Raw genomic sequence first — 19874 nt, 5'->3', positions numbered from 1 at the left:
GCCTCCTTGGAAGATGATGGCGCCATGCTGCTCCGTTTTGCCCGCCCGATTCTTGGACGCCTGTGTCGGAAGCGCACCGACAGCGGATAGCGGATAGCGGATAGCGGATAGCGGATAGCGGATAGCGGATAGCGGATAGCGGATAGCGGATAGCGGATAGCGGATAGCGGATAGCGGATAGCGGATAGCGGGATTCAGGGTACCGCCGCGCTCATGTATTCCACCATCCGCTCGCGCAACCAGCGCTCGGCCGGGTCGTTGTCGTGGGCGGCGCTCCAGACCATCGACAGCTCCGCCGGCTTGATCTCCAGGGGTGGCTCCTCGGCGCGCAGGCAACTGTCCTCCACCAGGGCGCAGGCGGCGTAGTCCGGCACGGTGGCGATCATCTCGGTGTTGCGCAGCAGCGCGCGCAGGCTGCCGAACTGCGGCACGGCAAGCACCACCCGACGGCGGCGCTCGATACGCTCCAGGTCCAGGTCGATGGCGCCGTTGAGGTCGCCGGAGAAGGACACCATCACGTGCGGCCGCGAGCAGTATTCGTCCAGGGTCAGCGGGCCGGGGCGGTCGTCGCCGCGCAGCACCTTCACGCCGATATCGCGCAGCTTGCGGCGCTTGGCGTTGGCCGGCAGGTCGGTGGTGTAGCTGACGCCAACGGTGATCTCGCCGGACGAGAGCAGTGCCGGCATCAGCAGGAAATTGGCCCGGCGTACCACCACCGTGATGTTCGGCGCCTCCTGCTGCAAGCGCGCCAGCAGCGCGGGGAACAGGCCGAATTCCGCGTCATCGGACAGGCCCAGGCGGAAGATATTGCAGCTGCTCTGGGGCTCGAAGGACTTGGCGCGGCTGACCGCGGCGGAGATCACATCCATCGCCGGCCGCAGCTCCTCGAAGATGTGCAGCGCCCGGCTGGTGGGCTCCATGGCGCGGCCGGCGCGCACCAGCAGCGGGTCGTCGAACAGGTCGCGCAGGCGCGCCAGCGCAGCACTGACAGTGGACTGGGTGATGAACAGTTTCTCGCCGACGCGGGTCAAATTCCGCTCCAGCATCAGGGATTCGAAGATCACCAGCAGGTTCATGTCCAGGCGGCGCAGGTCGTTTCGGTTCATGGCTGGTCGCTCGGGGCTGTGGAATTGGGCATCTTGGCACAAGACGAGGGTCGCGCCAGTCGACCATGCCCCACGAGGTTTTTCTTGGACGGATGTGCTGGAAAGCGCTGCCTCCGGCGAATTCGATTGAGCATCGGATCACCTTGATTTACCTTGAATTTTCCTTTTTATCAGGCGGCTTTTGCCGCCACTGGAAGCCGACGAGAAGAGAGACATCATGCCCGCACCTGCCCACCAGGTAGCGACCATGCTCGCCCCTGCGACACACCGCCTGGTCCTGCAGCTCATGGAGCAACTGCAGTCCCCCGGTGAAGGCGTGCACGAAGCCAGCCAGCGCCTCTGCCGGCATCTGCTGGAGCACTACCGCATGCCGGATCCGTGCAACGACGCGCGCAGCGATGGCGAACGCCTCGCCCTCGCCCCCTGGCAGGAGCGCAAGGCCAAGGAAATCCTCGCCGGCTGCCTGCTCAGCCGTCTGTACATCGCCGATGTCGCCGAGCAATGCGGCCTGTCGCGCAGCCATTTCTCCCGTGCGTTCAAGCAGGCCACCGGTTTCGCGCCGCGGGAATGGGCGCTGCGCCTGCGCATCGACCGCGCCCGCGAGCTGCTGGCCAGCGGCGACGCGCCGATTTCCCAGGTCGGGCAGGAATGCGGCTTCGCCGATCAGTCGCACTTCTGCCGCAGCTTCCGCAAGCTCGTGGGCTGCACGCCGAACCGCTGGCGGCAAGCCAGCCGGGTGGGCGGAACGCGGGAACTGGAGCCATCGACCTTGCAGGAACGGACTCCGTTCGCGAGGGTATCGCCCACCTCACCACGGCCCGGAGCGACGCTGCCCCGAACACGCACTGAGTCCATTGCTACGCCAATCCCTACCTCTGATGACAAATCCCACGCTATTCAGCAACGGTTCAGCGAGGATCCGCCGAACCTTGAGATATGACAGGCCCGGTGCAATCCCCACCGTCTAATCTGGGTGCAGTCCCACTTTCCCAACATGCAGGAGCCGGGAGTCAGAGCATGACTGCACCGCAAACCACCGACCACAAACCGCAAGCCACCGACTGGTACCGCAAGAGCGTCGAGCAGACCATGGCCGACCTGCAAACCAGCGCGGAAGGCCTTTCCCCTGACGATGCCGGCGCACGCCTGCTGCGCGTCGGTCCCAACGCGCTGCCGGCCAAGGACGTCGATCCGCTCTGGCTGCGCTTCGCCCGGCACTTCAACGACGTGCTGATCTACATCCTCCTGGCCGCCGCCGTGGCTACCGCGCTGATGGGCCACTGGACGGACACCATCGTCATCCTGCTGGTGGCGGTGATCAACGCCGGTATCGGCTTCTTCCAGGAGAACAAGGCGGAGAAATCCCTCGCCGCGCTGCGCGGCATGCTCAGCAGCACCGCCCACGTGGTGCGCAATGGCAAGAAGATCGAGATGGACGCCGCCCAGCTGGTACCCGGCGACATCGTCATCCTGCGCCCCGGCGACAAGATTCCCGCCGACGTGCGCCTGTTCGACGTGCACCACCTGCAGGTCGAGGAATCCATGCTCACCGGCGAATCCCTCACCGTCGGCAAGCAGGCCGACACGCTGGACAAGGAGGCGCTGCTGGCCGACCGCCTGAACCTCGGGTTCTCCGGCACCAACGTCAGCGCCGGCAATGCGCGCGGCGTGGTAATCGAGACCGGAGCGAACACCGAGCTGGGCCGCATCAACAAACTGATCGCCAACGTCGATGAAAGCGAAACGCCGCTGCTGCGGCAGATCGCCGAGCTGGGCAAGCGCATCTTCCAGCTGATCGTCGGCATGATGGTGGTGCTCTTCATCATCGGCTTCTTCTGGCATGACTATCCGTTCGGCGAGCTGCTGCTGTCGCTGATCAGCCTGGCCGTGGCCTCGGTGCCGGAGGGCCTGCCGGCCATCGTCTCGATCATCCTGTCCCTGGGCGTACAGCGCATGGCGCAGAACAAGGCGATCATCCGCAAGCTGCCGACCGTGGAAACGCTGGGCGCCATGAGCGTGATCTGCTCGGACAAGACCGGCACCCTGACCATGAACGAGATGACCGTGAAGAGCGTGCTGCTCGCCAAGGGTCTCTACAGCGTCGAGGGCCAGAGCTACGAGCCCAAGGGCCGTATCACCTTCGGCGGCACCAGTGACGAGCTGGACTGGTCGCAACACGGCTCGCTGGAAGCCTTCATCCGCGCGGTGGACATCTGCAACGACAGCAGTCTGCAGCTCAATGAAGAAGGCCGCTGGGGCGTGGTCGGCGGCCCCACCGAGGGCGCACTGAAGGTCCTGGCACGCAAGGCGACCCTGCCGGAGATCGACTTCCAGAAATTCGGCAAGATCCCCTTCGACTCCGCCTACAAGTATATGGCGCGCCGCTGTGACGTCGCCGGGCAGAGCCTGATCTACCTCAAGGGCGCGCCGGACGTGCTGCTGCGCATGTGCAACCAGCAACTGGGCGCCAACGGCGCCGAGCCGCTGGACCGCGAGTACTGGGAGCGCGAGATGTGCTTCATTGCAGGGCAAGGCCTGCGCATGCTGGCCGCTGCCTACAAGCCGGTGCAGCCCGATGACGGCGTGATCGATCATGAGGACGTGCAGGACGGCATGATCTTCCTCGGCGTCGCCGGCCTGCTCGACCCGCCGCGCCCGGAGGCCATCGAAGCCATCGCCCTGTGCAAGCGCGCCGGCATCCAGGTGAAGATGATCACCGGCGACCACCCGGACACCGCCGTCGCCATCGCCGGCATGCTCGGCATGGGCAACGACCTGCGTGCCATGACCGGCCAGGAACTGGAGCAGGCCGACGACACCCAGCTGAAATCCCTCGCCCTGCAGTATTCGGTGTTCGCCCGCACCAGCCCCGAACACAAGCTGCGCCTGGTGCGCGCGCTGCAGGCCAACGAGGAAGTGGTCGGCATGACCGGCGACGGGGTCAACGACGCCCCGGCGCTGAAGCAGGCCGACGTCGGTATCGCCATGGGCATCAAGGGCACCGAGGTGACCAAGGAAGCCGCCGACATGGTGCTCACCGACGACAACTTCTCCACCATCGCCGGCGCCGTGCGCGAGGGCCGCCGGGTCTACGACAACCTGAAGAAGACCGTGCTGTTCATCCTGCCGACCAACATGGCCCAGGGTCTGCTGATCGTCATGGCGATCCTCGCCGGCGCGGTGATCCCGCTGGCGCCGCTGCAGATCCTCTGGATGAACATGGCGACCTCCACCACCCTGTCCTTCGCCCTGGCCTTCGAGCCCGGCGAGCCGGGGATGATGCGCCGGCCGCCGCGCAACGCGAAGGAGTCGATCCTCAACGGCTTCGCCGTCTGGCGGGTGCTCTACGTCGGCGGCCTGCTCACCGCCGCGGCCTTCCTGCTGGAAGCCTGGCTGGTCAGCAACGGCCACGATACCGACTACATCCGCACCATGATCCTGCACACCCTGGTCACCGCGCAGTGGGCGTACCTGTTCAACTGCCGCCTGCAGGAGGAGTTCTCGCTGAACTGGGCGCTGCTGCGCAACGGCGCTCTGCTCACGGTGACCCTGGCGCTGATCCTGCTGCAGTGCTTCGTGATCTACGTGCCCTTCATGCAGACCGCCTTCCATACGGTCGCCCTGCCCTTCAGCGGCTGGCTGATCTCGTTGGGCATCGGCATCGTGGTGTTCTTCGCGGTGGAACTGGAGAAACTGGTGATCCGCCGCTGGAAAGCTTCGCGCGGCTAATTTCCAAGCGCAGAAAAGAAAACCGGAGCATCAGCTCCGGTTTTCTTTTGCGGGGGTCAGAGCGCCATGTCGCTGGCCGCTTTTTCCGCAGCCGGGGCGGCGTCGGTCGGCTGCACGGCCGGTGCCTGGTCGATCGCCGGCGGCGGGTCCAGTTGCAGGACCTTGGCGGTGTAGCTCCATTCGGCGTAGGTCTTCTCCGCGCTGTCGTTGAGCTTGGTGCCGTAACTCGGGACGATCTGGTGGACCTTGGCCTGCCACTCGGGCGTGGCGAGCTTGTCCTTGAACACCTTCTCCAGCACGTTGAGCATGATCGGCGCCGCAGTGGATGCACCCGGCGAAGCGCCCAGCAGGCCGGCGATGCTGCCGTCGGCGGAAGCGACGATCTCGGTGCCGAGCTTCAGCACACCGCCCTTGTCCGCATCACGCTTGATGATCTGCACGCGCTGGCCGGCCTGCCACAGGCGCCAGTCCTCGGCCTTGGCTTCCGGGAAGTATTCGCGCAGCGCGGCGAGGCGGTCGTCATCGGAGAGCATCAGCTGGCCGGCGAGGTATTCCACCAGCGGGTACTCGTCGATGCCCACGCGGGTCATCGGCCAGACGTTGTGCACGTTGGTGCTGCCCAGCAGGTCGAGGTACGAGCCTTCCTTGAGGAACTTGGTGGAGAAGGTGGCGAACGGCCCGAACAGGATCACGCGCTTGCCGTCGAGCACGCGGGTGTCCAGGTGCGGCACGGACATCGGCGGTGCGCCAACCGACGCCTTACCGTAAGCCTTGGCCAGGTGCTGCTGGGCGATGGTCGGGTTCTCGGTGACCAGGAACGAACCACCCACCGGGAAGCCGGCGTAGTCCTTGGCTTCCTCGATACCGGACTTCTGCAACAGACGCAGCGCGCCGCCGCCGGCACCGATGAAGACGAACTTGGCGTCGGTCTCGGTAACGCTGCCGTCCTTGAGGTTCTTGTACTCGACGCGCCAGGTGCCATCGTCGTTACGGGTGATGTTCTCGACTTCGCTGGAGAGTTTCAGGCTGAAGTTCGGCCTGGTCTGCAGGTAGCCGGCGAACTGGCGGGTGATCTCGCCGAAGTTCACATCGGTGCCGATGGGTGTCCAGGTGGCGGCAATCTTCTGCGAAGGATCGCGGCCCTGCATCATCAGCGGCACCCACTTGGCGATCTGCGCCGGGTCCTCGGAGTACTGCATGCCGCGGAACAGCGGGCTGGCCTGCAGCGCTTCATAGCGCTTCTTGAGGAAGGCGATGTTGTCGTCGCCCCAGACGAAGCTCATGTGCGGGGTGGAGTTGATGAATGAGCGCGGGTTCTTCAGCACGCCGTTCTGCACCTGCCAGGCCCAGAACTGACGGGAGATCTGGAACGACTCGTTGATCTCCACGGCCTTGGCGATGGTGACGTTGCCGTCCTTGTCTTCCGGCGTGTAGTTCAGCTCGGCCAGGGCCGAATGGCCGGTGCCGGCGTTGTTCCAGCCGTTGGAGCTTTCCTGGGCGACGCCGTCGAGGCGTTCGACCATTTCCATCGACCAACCCGGTTCCAGCTCATTGAGCCAGACGCCCAGGGTGGTGCTCATGATGCCGCCGCCGATCAGCAGCACGTCGACTTTCTTGGTATCCGCAAAGGCGGGCGCGCAATTCACTGCCAGAGCGAGGCCCAGCAGCGCCCCGCTAACTTTCTTGATCATCGAAAGGTTTCTCGTCGTTAGGGCTTGGCCTTCCCCACCGGCGTCATTCAGCGTGAAGGCCGGACCCGGCGCACAGCGTGCGAGCGATGGGCAAGGCGACAGATGACGAGGATGAGTCGGGACTCAGTTCCCTCCTCCGCCGGCTCTGAGGCCTGCTTGATGGAATGAGGGACGTCCTGCGCAGAGAGACACGCAAAGCCTTCGGCTTTGGCTTTTGTTGTGGGAGGGATGCATGGTCTGCTGAAACGTTTGTGCATTCTATAGAAAGCCGCAGCCATTCACCAAGCGTCTTGGTCAACTATCGACCAGCCGGTTTGTGTGTAGGTGTGTTCTCCAATGAACGCGGAGCCCGGCCCGAAGCTGTAGGAGCGAGCTTGCTCGCGAACCGACCTCAGCGCCGGTATCGCCGGGTAATCCTTCGCGAGCAAGCTCGCTCCTACAAAATGCGGCGCCCTTGCTACACCGGCCCTGCACCACAACGTTACCGAAGCGCACCGCGAGCGCGCACCAACAGCCCCATCCGTTACCGTTTCGCCCCTTCTCCCTCCATGTCTCCTACGCCAATTTCAGGCGCCCGCCGCTCTACCCCGCCGACTTCCAATCACTTCGCCATCATTGGCACGGCATCTGCTTATTTGCATGCATGGATAATTGGATCCAAAAATCCACGAGGAAACATCCCCATGCGCCTGGTGCCCACTGCCCGCCCACCGATGAGTGCCGAAGACGAGGCCTACGACTACCTCCTCCAGGCCATCTGCACCGGCCATTACAAGACTGGCGACCGCCTGGTGGCCGAGGACATCGCCGGTGAGATCGGCATGAGCCGCATGCCCGTGCGCGGTGCCTTCAAGCGCCTGGACGCCGAAGGCCTGGTCACCCTGCGGCCCAATCGCGGCGCCATCGTCAGCGGCCTGAACATCGAGGAGATGCGTGAAGTCTTCGAAATGCGCAGCGCCCTGGAAGGCTTGGCCGTCCGCATTGCCGTGCCGCACCTGAGCGACCGCGACATCTCTCGCCTGGAGCGCATGCTCGACGAGATGGACGACTACCGCGACGACAGCGCGCAGTGGGTCAGCCGCCACCGCGCCTTCCATGAATACCTCTGCAGCCTCGCCGGGCGCCCTCGCCTGCTGCGCCAGATCACCGCCCTGTATTCGGTGATCGAGCCGCACATGCGGCTGTGGCTGCAGCACGTCGACAAGCCCATGAGCGCCCGCGAGGAGCACGCCGTGATCCTCGACGCCCTGCGCTCGGGCGATGCCCGCGAAGCCGAGCGGGTGATCTGCGACCACATCGAGGGAACCATCCCCTCCCTGGCCCATTTCCTTGAAGCACAAGCCTCCTGAGGCACAATCCTCCTGAGCAAGCGCAAGTCCTTTGAAGCAACGGGCGCCTAGACCCGTACTTCTGTGTCCCTGAACTGCCCCTGGCAACCCCACCCCGGAGAGCAACATGTTCGAACGCAGGATCCCGCAGTGCCTTCTCGCCCTTTGCCTGGCCGCCCCGCTGGCGCACGCCGAAGTGAAGATTCCCGACCGCTTGCAGAACGCCAGCAAAGTCACTTTCTGCGGCGGCATGGACTCCCCGCCCATGGGCTTCTATGACGCCAACCAGAAACTCACCGGCGTCACCATCGACCTCGGCGAAGCCATCGCCAAGCGCCTGGGCGACAAGAAGATCGACTGGCGCATCACGCCCTTCTCCGGGCTGATCCCGGCGCTGCTCGCCGGCCAGTGCGACATGCTGGTGGACCAGCTGTTCGACAAGCCCGAGCGGCGCGAAGTGATCGACATGGTCAACTACATGTATTCCAGCCAGGCCGTGGTCGTCGGCAAGGGCAACCCCGAAGGCATCCGCAGCCTGGACGACCTCTCCGGCAAGAAGGTCGCCGTGCTCAATGGCTCGACCATCCGCACCCTGCTCGACGCCCACAACGAGAAACTGGCCAAGGCCGGCAAGCCGCCGATGAAGGTGGTGGTCTACAACACCGACACCGACGCCTTCCAGTCCCTGCGTATCCGCCAGACCGATGCCTACGGCACCACCGTGGAAACCGCCGGCTACTACCAGAGCATGGCCCCGGACCTGTTCGAGATCGGCGTGCCGGCCTTCGCGCGCATCCTCACCGGCCTGGGCATCCGCAAGGAAGACAAGCAGCTCAGCGAAGCCGTCACCCAGATCATCAAGGACATGCAGGCCGACGGCAGCTACGCCGCGCTCCTGGCCAAGTGGCACATCGAAGGCGACAAACTGGACTGAGGTAACGAGATATGAACTTCAGCTGGGACGTGTTCTGGCAGTACCTGCTGCGGCCGAGCGACATCTACCTCTACGGCCTCTGGCTGACCTGCGTGATTGCCGTCAGCGCCATGCTCCTGGGCTGCGTGCTCGGGCTGCTGGCGGCGCTGATGCGCCTGTCGACCAACCCGCTACTGCAATACCCGGTGCGCTTCTACGTGTGGCTGATGCGCGGTACGCCGCTGCTGGTGCAGATCGTCTTCCTCTACACCGCACTGGCCGCCGGCGGCCTCTTCCGCTTCGAGGACCTGGACCTGGGGCTGTTCATCCTGCCCGGCAACATCCAGGCGGCGATCATCGCCCTGGGCCTCAACGAAGGCGCGTACATGGCCGAGATCATCCGCGCCGGCATCGGCGCGGTGGACAAGGGCCAGTACGAAGCCGGCAAATCCCTCGGCATGACCTTCCCCAGGCTGATGCGTCGCATCGTGCTGCCCCAGGCCTTCCGGGTGATCGTTCCGCCGCTGGGCAACGAGTTCAACGTGATGCTGAAGAACACCACGCTGGTCAGCGTGATCGGTGTGCAGGAACTGCTGCTGAGCACCCAGATGGTCACCTCCGCGACCTTCCGCGTGTTCGAGCTGTACCTGGTCGTGGCGATCTACTTCCTCGCCCTGACCACCCTGTGGGGCTTCTTCCAGCGCTGGCTGGAAGTGCGCTTCGGCAAATCCGACGGCCAGGCCGCCGCACCGAACCGCATGTTCGGCCGCCAGGCCATGAAACTGCTGAGGGGGCGTTGAGATGATCCCGGATATGAAAGACGTGGTGATCCAGGCCCGCGACGTGCACAAGGCCTTCGGCGAGCTGGAAATCCTCAAGGGTGTTTCCCTGGAAGTGCACCGCGGCGAAGTGGTGGTGCTGATCGGCGCCTCCGGCTCGGGCAAGACCACCTTCATCCGCTGCATGAACCACCTTGAAGACATCCAGGGCGGCAGCATCCGCGTCAACGGCGAGCTGATGGGCTACCGCGAGCGTCCCGACGGCAAGCTGGTGCGTGACTCGGAAAGCAACATCGCCCGCCGTCGCCGCGACATCGGCATGGTGTTCCAGCGCTTCAACCTGTTCCCGCACATGACCGTGCTGGAAAACATCATCGAGGCGCCGACCCAGGTGCTCGGCGTGTCCAGGGGCGAAGCGCTGGAGCAGGCGCGCCGGCTGCTCGCCCGCGTGCGCCTGTCGGACAAGGCCGAGCACTATCCCGGCCAGCTTTCCGGCGGTCAGCAGCAGCGCGTGGCCATCGCCCGCGCCCTGGCGATGAAGCCCCAGGCGATGCTCTTCGACGAACCCACCAGCGCCCTCGACCCGGAAACCGTCGGCGAGGTGCTGCAAGTGATGAAGGAGCTGGCCGACGAAGGCATGACCATGGTGGTGGTCACCCACGAAATGGGCTTCGCCCGCGAAGTGGCCGACCGCGTGGTGGTCCTGCACCAGGGCGAACTCATCGAAGAAGGCCCGCCCGCGCAGGTCTTCGGCAATCCGCACCACCTGCGTACGCGGGAATTCCTCAGCCGTGTTCTCTGACTAATGAAGAAAGGAAAGCTCATGCGTAATGGAGTTCTGCTGTTCACCCTTCTCGCCTGCGCCACCGCAGCCCAAGCCGACGACAAGCTGGTGCGCTTCTACAACTGGTCCGACTACATGGGCCCGGACACCCTGAAGAACTTCGAGAAGGACACCGGCATCAAGGTCCAGTACGACGTCTTCGACACCAACGAGATGCTCGAAGCCAAGCTGCTCTCCGGGCACTCGGGCTACGACCTGGTGGTGCCGTCCAGCCAGTTCCTCACCAAGCAGATCAACGCCGGCGTGTACCAGAAGCTCGATCGCGCCCAGTTGTCCAACTGGAAGCACCTCGACCCGCGCCTGATGAAGCGCCTGGAAGCCGCCGACCCGGGCAACCAGTACGCCGTGCCCTACATGTGGGGCACCGTGGGCATCGGCTACAACTATGACAAGGTCAAGGCCGCCCTCGGCGACAACGCGCCGCTGGATTCCTGGGACCTGATCTTCAAGCCGGAAAACCTCGCCAAGCTGCACGGCTGTGGCGTGGCCTTCCTCGACGCACCGGTGAAGATCATCCCGCAGGCGCTGCACTACCTGGGCCTGGACCCGAACAGCACGAATCCCGAGGACTACACCAAGGCCTCCGCGCTGCTGCAGAAGCTGCGCCCGTCGATCACCTACTTCAACTCCTCGAAGTACACCACCGACCTCGCCAACGGCGACATCTGCGTGGCCGTCGGCTACTCGGGCGACGTCATGCAGGCGCAGACCCGCGCCCAGGAAGCCGGCAAGAAGATCGACGTGCGCTACGTGATTCCCAAGGAAGGCGCCAACCTCTGGTTCGACATGCTCGCCATCCCGCGCGACTCGAAGAACCCCAAGGGCGCCCACGAGCTGGTGAACTACCTGCTGCGCCCGGAAGTGATCGCCCCGGTGAGCGATTACGTCGGCTACGCCAACCCCAACCCGGACGCCACACCGCTGCTCGATCCGAAAGTGCGTGACAACCCCGGCATCTACCCCAGCGACGCGGTGATCGAGAAGCTCTACGTCTCCGCCGACCTGCCGCCGAAAATCCAGCGCGTGATCACCCGCGAATGGACCCGTATCAAGACTGACCGCTGAACCGAAGAGAGTTTTCCATGCTGAGCTTCTCTGCCCACGAGTACCCCTACGCTTCCCAGCGCCAGAGCGTGTTCGCCCGTAACGGCATGGTCGCCGCCTCGCAGCCCCTGGCTGCCGAGGCCGGCATCGCCATGCTGCGTGCCGGCGGCAACGCCATCGACGCCGCCATCGCTACCGCCGCCGCGCTGACCGTGGTCGAACCCACCGGTTGCGCCATCGGCGGCGACGCCTTTGCCCTGGTCTGGGTCAAGGACCAGTTGCACGGCCTGGACGCCAGCGGCCACGCACCGGCGTCCATTTCCATCGACAAGGTGAAAGCCGCCGGCCACGACAAGATGCCCGTTCACGGCTGGCTGCCAGTCACCGTGCCGGGCATTCCCTCGGCCTGGGCCGAGCTGTCCGCACGCTTCGGCAAGCTGCCCTTCGCCGACCTTCTGCAACCGGCCATCGCCCTCGCCCGCGACGGTTCCCCGGTGTCCCCGGTGGTCGCCCACCAATGGGAAATCGCCCGCCGCGAATACCAGGAAAGCCGCGCCGCCGTGCCGGCCCTGGAAGCCTGGTTCGACACCTTCACCGTCAACGGCGAAGCGCCGCGCGCCGGCCAGCTGTTCCGCAACCCGGCCCAGGCGAAAACCCTCGCCGAGCTGGCCGAGACGAAGTGCGAAAGCTTCTACCGTGGCGCCCTCGCCCAGCGCCTGGCCGCTCACTCTGCCGCCACCGGTGGCGAGCTGAGCGCCGCTGACCTGGCCGGCTACAAGCCCAAGTGGGTCGAGCCGATCAAGACCAACTACCGCGGCTATGACGTCTGGGAAATCCCGCCGGCCGGCCAGGGCCTGATCGCCCTGATGACCCTGAACATCCTCCAGGGCTATGACTTCGACCAGCGCGACAGCCAGCTCACCTGGCACCGCCAGCTCGAAGCGATGAAGAAGGCCTACGCCGACGGCCTGCACTACATCACCGACGCCGAGCACATGCGGGTCAGCACCGCCGCGCTGCTCTCCGATGACTATGCCGCACGCCGTCGCGCCGAGATCGGCGAGCGTGCCGCCGAACCCAGGCATGGCGACCCACTCTCCAGCGGCACCGTGTACATCGCCACCGCCGACGGCGAAGGCAACATGGTCTCCTTCATCCAGAGCGCCTACCACGGCTTCGGCTCCGGCGTGGTACTGCCCGACAGTGGTATCGGCCTGCAGAACCGCGGCTCGGAATTCAGCCTCGACCCAACGCACTCCAACGCCCTGGCGCCGGGCAAGAAGACCTTCCACACCATCATCCCCGGCTTCCTCAGCAAGGATGGCGTGGCCGTCGGCCCGTTCGGCGTGATGGGCGGCTACATGCAGCCCCAGGGCCACGTGCAGATGGTGATGAACCTGGTCGACTTCGGCCTCAACCCGCAGGCTGCGCTGGACGCCCCGCGCTGGCAATGGCTGGGTGGCATGAAGGTCGGCATCGAGCAGCACGCCAACCGCGATCTCGCCTTCGGCCTGGCGCGACGCGGCCACGAGGTGGAGATTGCCTGCGACCTCACCGACTACGGCCGCGGCCAGATTATCGTCCGCGACCCGCAGACCGGCGTGCTCTGCGGCGGCACCGAACCGCGCGCGGATTCGCATATCGCGGTGTGCTGAGGAGACAGCCATGCATGCTCGTGACCTCAACCTTTCGCCACTGATACTGGGCGGCAACGTATTCGGCTGGACGGTGGACGAAGCCATTTCTCGACGCCTGCTGGACGCGGCGTTCGACGCGGGGCTGAGCAGTATCGACACCGCGGATATGTACTCGGTCTGGGTACCGGGTCACGAGGGCGGCGAGTCGGAGGCCATCATCGGCCGCTGGCTCGCCAGCCAGCCGGGGCGCCGCACCGAGGTGACGCTATGCACCAAGATCGGCGCCGAACTTTCGGTACAGCGGCGCGGCCTGTCGCGCCGATGGATTCTGCAGGGAGTCGAGGACTCCCTTCGGCGCCTGCGCACCGACTACATCGACCTGTACTTCAGTCATTACCCGGATGACAGCACGCCCCACGAGGAAACCCTGCGCACCTACGAAGAGTTGATCGCCTCGGGAAAAGTGCGCGCCATCGGTGCGTCCAACTTCAGCCGAAATCAACTGGAAGCGGCCGCGGCAACTGCGCGCAGTAACGACCTCCCCGCGTACTCGGCGCTCCAAGTCCAGTACAACCTCTACGACCGCGCAGGCCACGAAACGGAAACCGCAGCCATTGCTGCCGAGCACGGCAACGTTGTGGTGACCTACTTCAGCCTCGCCTCGGGCTTTCTCACCGGCAAGTACCGCGCCACCAGCGACCTCACTGGAAGTGCTCGTGGCGAAGACCTGGAGGGCTACTTCGATGTTCGAGGGTTGAAGATTCTCGCGACGCTTGACCAGGTCGCCGAGGAAACCCAGTCGTCGCCGGCCGAGGTCGCCCTCGCCTGGCTGCGTCAACAGCCGGGCATCACCGCCCCCATCGCCAGCGCCACCAGCGAACACCAGCTAGCCAGTCTGGGGCGAGCGACCCGACTGAGCCTTTCAGACTCCCACCTGGCAATGCTCGACCTCGCCAGCGGAATATCCTGAGCAACTGTCACAAGCGCGCCTCCTTCCGGGGCTTGTGAGCAGGCCTTGGCAACCACTATCAGGAGAAGCATTCTCAAATGATGAAAGCTCCGCCATGCCCTCGGTCGACGCTCCGCTCCACGCTCCTGTCAGTGACCTCTATCAGCACCATCACGGCTGGCTGCAGGGCACGCTGCGCCGGCGCCTGGGCTGCCACGAACAGGCGGCGGACCTGGCCCAGGACACTTTCACTCGCCTGCTCGATTCACGCCGTGTGCTGGAGGCTCGCGAGCCGCGAGCCTATCTCGCCACGGTGGCCAAGGGGCAGATGATCAACTGGTTCCAGCGCCAGTCGCTGGAGCGCGCCTACCTCGAAGCCCTCGCCAGCATCCCCGAAGAGCTCGCACCCTCGCCGGAACAGCGCTACCTGGTGCTGGAAACCCTGCACGAGATCGACACCCTGCTCCCGCACCTGCCCGACCCGGTGCGCCAGGCCTTCCTGCTGGCGCAGGTCGAGGGGCTATCGCCAAGCGCCTGGGCGTATCCCTGGGATCGTGCCGAGCGCCTGATGGGGCATCTCGGCAGCCTGCCGCCCGCACTGGCCATGCCAACCCTGGGCCGTGAACGCCAGCTCGACCGCCGCCGGGCACTCAAGCAGCTTGCCCTGCTGTTGGCAAATGGCTGCTGCCCGATGGCAGCCTGCTGACGCTCAACACCGACAGTGCCGTGGACATCGCCTTCACCCCGCGCCGCGCCTGGTGCACCTGCTGCGGGGGAGATCTTCCTCGATGCGCGCGTGGACAGCCGGCCTTTCCTGGTCACGACCCGCGAAGCGCGCTTCAATGTGCGCCAGGACCAAGGGGCGACCCGCGTTGCCGTTGTCGAGGGCCGCGTCGAAGTAGTGTCGTCGCACGGAGCCGGCCAAGGGCTGGGCGCCGGGGACTCCGTGCTGCTGTCAGCACTGGGCATCACCTCGGTCGCCCCCTCGCCGGCCCCGGACGCCTGGACCCACGGCATGCTGATGGCCGACCGCATGCCCTTGCAGACGCTGCTGGTGGCGTCGCTGGTTTCCGGCGTGGTGGTCTACACGCCGTTCATGCGCAAGCTGGACTTCGCCACCGTGCGCTCCCAGCGCAGCTCGCGGCCGAAGTGGCTGGACCTGCACAACGTGCTGGGCATCGTCACCCTCGCCTGGGTGCTGGTGGTCGGCGTCACCGGGGTGATCAACACCCTGGCGCTGCCGATCCTGATGCTCTGGCAAGGTGGCCAGCTGGCGGAAATGACCGCGCCCCACAAGGACGCGCCGCCGCTGGAAAGCCTCGGCTCGCAGCACAAGGCCATCGATACCGCCCGCAAGGCCGCGCCGGACATGGAGGTCAGCTTCGTCGGCTTCCCCGGCACGCAGTTCAGCAGCAAGCAACACTACGCCGTGTTCATGCGCGGCAACACGCCGTTCACCGAACGCCTGCTCAAGCCCGCGCTGGTGGATGCCGAAACCGGCGAACTGACCGACATGCGCGAGATGCCGCTGTACGTGAAGACGCTGCTGTCCCAGCCGCTGCACTTCGGTGACTACGGCGGCATGCCGCTGAAGATCGTCTGGGCGCTGCTGGATATCGTCAGCATCGTCATCCTCGCCAGCGGCCTGTACCTTTGTCTTGGCCGACGCCGCACGCCCGTCGAGAAACGCCTGGCGGAACTGGATATGGGGTTTTCGACGTGCTGTCGTGGATTTCCCTTGGTGTTCCGCTGCTGCTGATCGTCTTTGTAGGGATGAGAGTGCCCCGCCGACCCAAGGAGACCCGCTGAAATGACCGCCATGCCACCCCAGGCGCCGACCCTGAACCTCCGCCCGCTGATGTTCGAGACTTTCGTCTGCACGGTGGCCGTGATGTCCTTCGTCGCGCTGATCGGCCCGGTGGCGCGCACCCTGGGACTGGCGCCCTGGCAGGCGGGCATGACGGTGACCGTCGGCGGCATCGCCTGGATGTTCATGGCCCGCGTCTGGGGCATCGCCAGCGACCGCCTGGGCCGCCGCCGCGTGCTGCTCGGCGGCCTGGCCGGCTTTGCGCTGACCTACGCCCTGCTCTGCGCCTTCATGGCGCTGGCGCTGAACACCTCGATGTCACCGCTGCCGGCATTCATCGGCATCGTTGCACTGCGCGGACTGGCGGGCGGTTTCTACGCCGCCGTGCCGGCCTGCTCGGCGGCACTGGTGGCTGACCATGTCAGCGCCGACAAGCGCGCTTCCGCCATGGCCGGGCTCGGCGCGGCGAGCGCCGTGGGCATGGTGGTCGGCCCGAGCTTCGCCGGCCTGCTGGCCATGCTCGGTCTGGCCCTGCCGCTGCTGCTCACCTGCCTGCTGCCGCTGCTGGCCCTGGCCGTGCTGTGGAAATGGCTGCCCGACAGCCAGCGCCTCAGCGAACGCAAGGGCCCTGCCCTGGCAATCAGCGACCGGCGTCTGCGCCGCTCGCTGACCCTGGGCTTTATCGCCATGGTCTGCGTCACCGTCGCACAGATGACCGTCGGTTTCTTCGCCCTCGACCGCTTGCAACTGCCGCCCGCCGATGCCGCCCGCGTCGCCGGCATCGCCTTGACCTCGGTGGGGGTGGCGCTGATCTGCGCGCAGATGCTGGTACGCAAGCTGAACTGGGCACCGCTGCGGCTGATCGGCGTGGGCGGCGTGATTTCGGCACTGGGCTTTGCCTCGGTATGCATCGCCGTCGCACCGTGGATGCTCTACGCATCGTGCTTCGTCGCTGCTGCCGGCATGGGCTGGGTCTTCCCCGCCGTCTCGGCGCTCAACGCCAACGCCGTGGAAGCCGACGAACAGGGCGCCGCCGCCGGCAGCCTGGTCGCCGTGCACGGTCTGGGCATGATCACTGGCCCGCTGCTGGGCACCCTGCTGCACCAGGTCGATAGCCGCGCACCTTACCTGCTGATTGCCGTGCTGCTGGTCCTTGGCGTGGTCTGGACCGTGCTGCCGCGCAAGGGCGCCGTTGCATGACGATCGCCGCCGGCCTGCTGCCCTGGCTGCTGTTGCGGAAAAAGCGCCCTGCGCGGGTACCGGTCTGGTCGGGGATATGCTTCACCCTGCTGGTGAGTGTGGCCGTCGCCGCCTTGTGCGTCTTCCCGGTGTCACCGATGCCCAAGTCCAGCGGCCCTATCCGGTGGGCGTGCGTGACTTCGGGCTGATCGACCCCAGCCGCACCGGCCTGCTCGGCGTCCCCGCCGGCAAGGCTCAGCGGATAGCGCATTCGTGCGATGCAGGCGCAGTGGCGGGCGCTGGACAAAAATCCGATCGAGGATCGGCACGCGCGGGCGCCCATCGCGGACAGAGTCTGCTCCTGCAGGAGCCTCCATGAACGCACGTCCGCGACAGGGTTGGTCTGGCTCAGAAGGCCAGCATCGAATCACGCATGCCAGCAGCGATACCAGCCATCCTGCTCGGTCACTTTCAGCGGAGCCTGGTACAGCGCCGACAGGTTTTTGCTGGTGAGAATCTCCGCCTTCGGCCCGTCGGCCACGACCTTGCCGTTGGCGATCAGCACCACCCGTTCGATTTCCGGAATGATCTCGTCGAGGTGATGGGTCGTGATGATCATCGCGTGCTCCGGGCCGCAGAAGCGTCGAAGCAGGGTGAGCATCTGCAGGCTGGCGCCCATGTCCAGGCCATTGGCCGGCTCATCGAGGATCAGCGCACGGGGTTCGTGGATGAGCGCGCGGGCCAGCAGCAGGCGGCGCTTCTGCCCGGTCGACAGGCGCTGGAACATGCGTTCGGCGTAGCCGTCCATCTCCACCTGGGCCAGCATCTCGCGCGCCTTCTCCGCCTGTTCCGGCGTTGGCTGCAGGTGACCGTGGCTGCCGATGGCGCCGAAGAAACCGGAGATCACCACGTCCAGCGCCTGGGTGAAGGGTGTGTAGTCTTCCTGCAAGTCCTGGGAGACGAAGCCGATGCGGCTGCGCAGGTCCCACAGGGTGACGTTCTGCAGACCGAACAGGTTCAGCGAGCTGTCCGGGCGATCCACCGGGTAGAGTTCGCGGCTGATCAGTTTGAGCAGCGTGCTCTTGCCGGCGCCGTTGGGGCCGAGGATGGCGACCTTCTCGCCTTCGCCGATATGCAGGGAAAAACCATCGAGCACGCGGGTCTGCTGCTGGTAGGCGGTGACGTTGTTGAAGTCGATCATGGGGCGTTTCATATCCGGGCCTGGGGCAGCCGCTGACAGTAGGCTCCTTGGGCGAGCGACTCAAGCCCTGGTTGAATCGGAACTACGCTTTCCACACCTTCCACGACAGCGAGCGCGCGTCATGAACAAGCCGGAAACGCCCTCCCTGGACGACGACATCTGCGTCCACATCTTCTCCGTCTCGGCCACCATGGTCGGCGTGTGCCTGACCGTGATCGGGATCATACGGGTGATCCTCACCCTGCGCCGGGAAGACCTGATCATCGATGACATGGTGGCCGTCAACATGATGTTCTATGTGGTCTCGGCCTTCTGCTCCTACTGGAGCCTGCGCACCCACCGTACCCTGCGCGGCCGGCGGATGATGCACATCGCTGATGCAGTATTCCTGTTCGCGCTGGTGTTCACCGGTTTCAATGCCGGCTTCATCACCTGGGCGATGACCTCCACCCCGACACCCTGAAAAAAGGGTCACCCGCGGTGGCCCGAGAAGGGACTCCTGGACGCTTGCTCAGTCTGCCGGCGCCATCAGTTCGCTGAAGACCTGAAGGTGATGATCATCGTCGCCGAACTGACGCGCCACCATCCACAGGTGCTTGGCGTGGTGCGATAGCTGGTACTCCCAGGTCAGGCCGATGCCACCATGCAGCTGCACGCTTTCGTCGGCGATCAGGCGCGCGGCGCGGCTGACGATGTACTTCGCCGCGGCCAGCGCCCGGCTGCGCTCATCGCTGTCGGGCTCGTCCGCCATGCAGGCCGCGAGCAGCGCCATGGAGCTGGCCTGGTCCAGTTCGATTCGCATATCCACCATGCGGTGCTGCAGCGCCTGGAACTTGCCGATGACGCCGCCGAACTGCTGGCGGGTCTTGAGATAATCGAGCGTCAGCGCGCAGGCGGCTTCCATGCTGCCGACCGCTTCGGCGCACTGCGCCGCGACGGCCCGGCCTTGCTGGTAGCGCAACGCCGGCAGCGCCTCGCCCTCGAGGCCCAGCAGCGCGGCACGCGGGACGAAAACCTGATCCAGGTAAAGATCGCAGGCCATGCGCCCGTCGAGCGTGGGAAATTCGCGCCGGACGACGCCCGTGCTGGCCGGATCGACCAGGAACAGGCTGATGCCCTGCTCGTCCCGGGCGCCGCCAGCGGTGCGCGCGGACAGCAGGATCAACCCGGCGCTCTGGCCACCGAACACCACGCTCTTGCGCCCGTCCAGCAGCCAGCCGTCGGCAGTCGGGCTCGCGGTGCAGCAAACATCGTGCAACTGATAGTGGCTTTGCGGCTCCTCCAGGGCGACCGCCAGTTGCAACTCGCCTGCGGCCACACGAGTCAGCAGCTCATCACGCTGCGCGGCGCTGCCCAATTGCGCCAGCAGGCCGCCGCCGAAAATCACCGACTGCAGGTACGGCTCCAGGCACAGGCCACGACCAAGCTCGGCGCAGATCAGGCCCATTTCCACACCCTGGCCGCCGAAGCCGCCATGGGCCTCCTCGAACGGCACCGCGCACAGGCCCAGCTCGCCAAGCCGGGCCCAGAATGCCCGGCTGAAACCGCCAGGCTCGCGCCGATAGGCCTCGCGCTGCTCGAAAGCATAATGGTCACGAACCAGGCGGGCTGCGGTGTCCTGCAGCATCTGCTGCTCTTCGGTCAATTTGAAGTCCATGCGTTGGGCT

General features: G+C 65.6%; 15 protein-coding genes and 2 pseudogenes. 13 read left to right on the top strand and 4 right to left on the bottom strand.

From position 1 onward, the window contains the following. Positions 1–194 precede the first annotated feature (194 nt). Positions 195–1106: a LysR substrate-binding domain-containing protein gene (locus tag PNI01S_RS07650; protein ID WP_024762838.1), complete on the bottom strand. Its 912-nt coding sequence runs from the start codon at positions 1104–1106 to the stop codon at positions 195–197. A gap of 217 nt (positions 1107–1323) precedes the next feature. Here PNI01S_RS07650 and PNI01S_RS07645 point away from each other — a divergent pair, with 217 nt between their 5' ends. Together PNI01S_RS07645 and PNI01S_RS07640 are read left to right on the top strand one after the other, a co-directional pair. Then, positions 1324–2046, top strand: coding sequence for a helix-turn-helix transcriptional regulator (locus PNI01S_RS07645; protein ID WP_084357741.1), 723 nt, complete (start codon positions 1324–1326; stop codon positions 2044–2046). Between the two features lie 77 nt (positions 2047–2123). Continuing rightward, positions 2124–4835: a cation-transporting P-type ATPase gene (locus PNI01S_RS07640; RefSeq protein WP_084357740.1), complete on the top strand. Its 2712-nt coding sequence runs from the start codon at positions 2124–2126 to the stop codon at positions 4833–4835. 56 nt (positions 4836–4891) lie between these two features. Here the strand turns inward: PNI01S_RS07640 and mqo are convergent, their stop codons facing one another. Then, positions 4892–6526: a malate dehydrogenase (quinone) gene (gene mqo, locus PNI01S_RS07635; protein ID WP_065084802.1), complete on the bottom strand. Its 1635-nt coding sequence runs from the start codon at positions 6524–6526 to the stop codon at positions 4892–4894. A 683-nt stretch (positions 6527–7209) separates the two neighbouring features. Here mqo and PNI01S_RS07630 point away from each other — a divergent pair. The 10 genes and pseudogenes from PNI01S_RS07630 (at position 7210) to PNI01S_RS07585 (ending at position 17027) form a co-directional block, all read left to right on the top strand. Beyond that, complete coding sequence (locus PNI01S_RS07630; protein WP_084357739.1) at positions 7210–7875, top strand: GntR family transcriptional regulator; 666 nt, start codon at positions 7210–7212, stop codon at positions 7873–7875. A gap of 106 nt (positions 7876–7981) precedes the next feature. Further along, positions 7982–8788, top strand: coding sequence for an ABC transporter substrate-binding protein (locus tag PNI01S_RS07625; protein ID WP_037009662.1), 807 nt, complete (start codon positions 7982–7984; stop codon positions 8786–8788). 11 nt (positions 8789–8799) lie between these two features. Continuing rightward, the gene (locus PNI01S_RS07620; protein ID WP_024762832.1) at positions 8800–9567 is read left to right on the top strand and encodes an amino acid ABC transporter permease; all 768 of its coding nucleotides are present in this window, start codon (positions 8800–8802) and stop codon (positions 9565–9567) included. A gap of 1 nt (position 9568) precedes the next feature. Then, the gene (locus PNI01S_RS07615) at positions 9569–10348 is read left to right on the top strand and encodes an amino acid ABC transporter ATP-binding protein (RefSeq protein ID WP_084357738.1); all 780 of its coding nucleotides are present in this window, start codon (positions 9569–9571) and stop codon (positions 10346–10348) included. A 21-nt stretch (positions 10349–10369) separates the two neighbouring features. Next, the gene (locus PNI01S_RS07610) at positions 10370–11455 is read left to right on the top strand and encodes a polyamine ABC transporter substrate-binding protein (RefSeq protein ID WP_084357737.1); all 1086 of its coding nucleotides are present in this window, start codon (positions 10370–10372) and stop codon (positions 11453–11455) included. Between the two features lie 17 nt (positions 11456–11472). Further along, on the top strand, positions 11473–13089 hold the full coding sequence (locus PNI01S_RS07605; RefSeq protein WP_084357736.1) for a gamma-glutamyltransferase family protein: 1617 nt from the start codon (positions 11473–11475) through the stop codon (positions 13087–13089). A 10-nt stretch (positions 13090–13099) separates the two neighbouring features. Further along, positions 13100–14041 carry an aldo/keto reductase gene (locus tag PNI01S_RS07600; protein WP_084357735.1) on the top strand — a complete coding sequence of 314 codons (942 nt, stop codon included), beginning with the start codon at positions 13100–13102 and terminating at the stop codon, positions 14039–14041. 94 nt (positions 14042–14135) lie between these two features. Further along, positions 14136–14609, top strand: a pseudogene (locus PNI01S_RS07595) (sigma-70 family RNA polymerase sigma factor); the annotation flags it as partial. A 459-nt stretch (positions 14610–15068) separates the two neighbouring features. Next, positions 15069–15779 (top strand): annotated as a pseudogene (locus PNI01S_RS07590) (PepSY-associated TM helix domain-containing protein); the annotation flags it as partial. 51 nt (positions 15780–15830) lie between these two features. Continuing rightward, positions 15831–17027: an MFS transporter gene (locus PNI01S_RS07585; protein ID WP_065084797.1), complete on the top strand. Its 1197-nt coding sequence runs from the start codon at positions 15831–15833 to the stop codon at positions 17025–17027. A 406-nt stretch (positions 17028–17433) separates the two neighbouring features. Here the strand turns inward: PNI01S_RS07585 and PNI01S_RS07575 are convergent, their stop codons facing one another. Beyond that, positions 17434–18207 (bottom strand): ABC transporter ATP-binding protein, encoded by a 774-nt coding sequence (locus tag PNI01S_RS07575; protein ID WP_084357952.1) that lies wholly within the window; start codon positions 18205–18207, stop codon positions 17434–17436. Between the two features lie 121 nt (positions 18208–18328). On the opposite strand from PNI01S_RS07575, the gene PNI01S_RS07570 reads away from it, so the two are divergent. Continuing rightward, complete coding sequence (locus PNI01S_RS07570; RefSeq protein WP_084357733.1) at positions 18329–18670, top strand: hypothetical protein; 342 nt, start codon at positions 18329–18331, stop codon at positions 18668–18670. A gap of 48 nt (positions 18671–18718) precedes the next feature. On the opposite strand, the gene PNI01S_RS07565 is transcribed toward PNI01S_RS07570, so the two are convergent. After that, the gene (locus tag PNI01S_RS07565) at positions 18719–19864 is read right to left on the bottom strand and encodes an acyl-CoA dehydrogenase family protein (protein WP_084357732.1); all 1146 of its coding nucleotides are present in this window, start codon (positions 19862–19864) and stop codon (positions 18719–18721) included. Positions 19865–19874: the final 10 nt, after the last annotated feature.

The organism is Pseudomonas nitroreducens NBRC 12694, assembly GCF_002091755.1.
GTDB classification, from domain to species: domain Bacteria; phylum Pseudomonadota; class Gammaproteobacteria; order Pseudomonadales; family Pseudomonadaceae; genus Pseudomonas; species Pseudomonas nitroreducens.
Note: the sequence above shows the minus strand (reverse complement) of the source record. Positions and strands in the feature narration are given on the sequence as shown.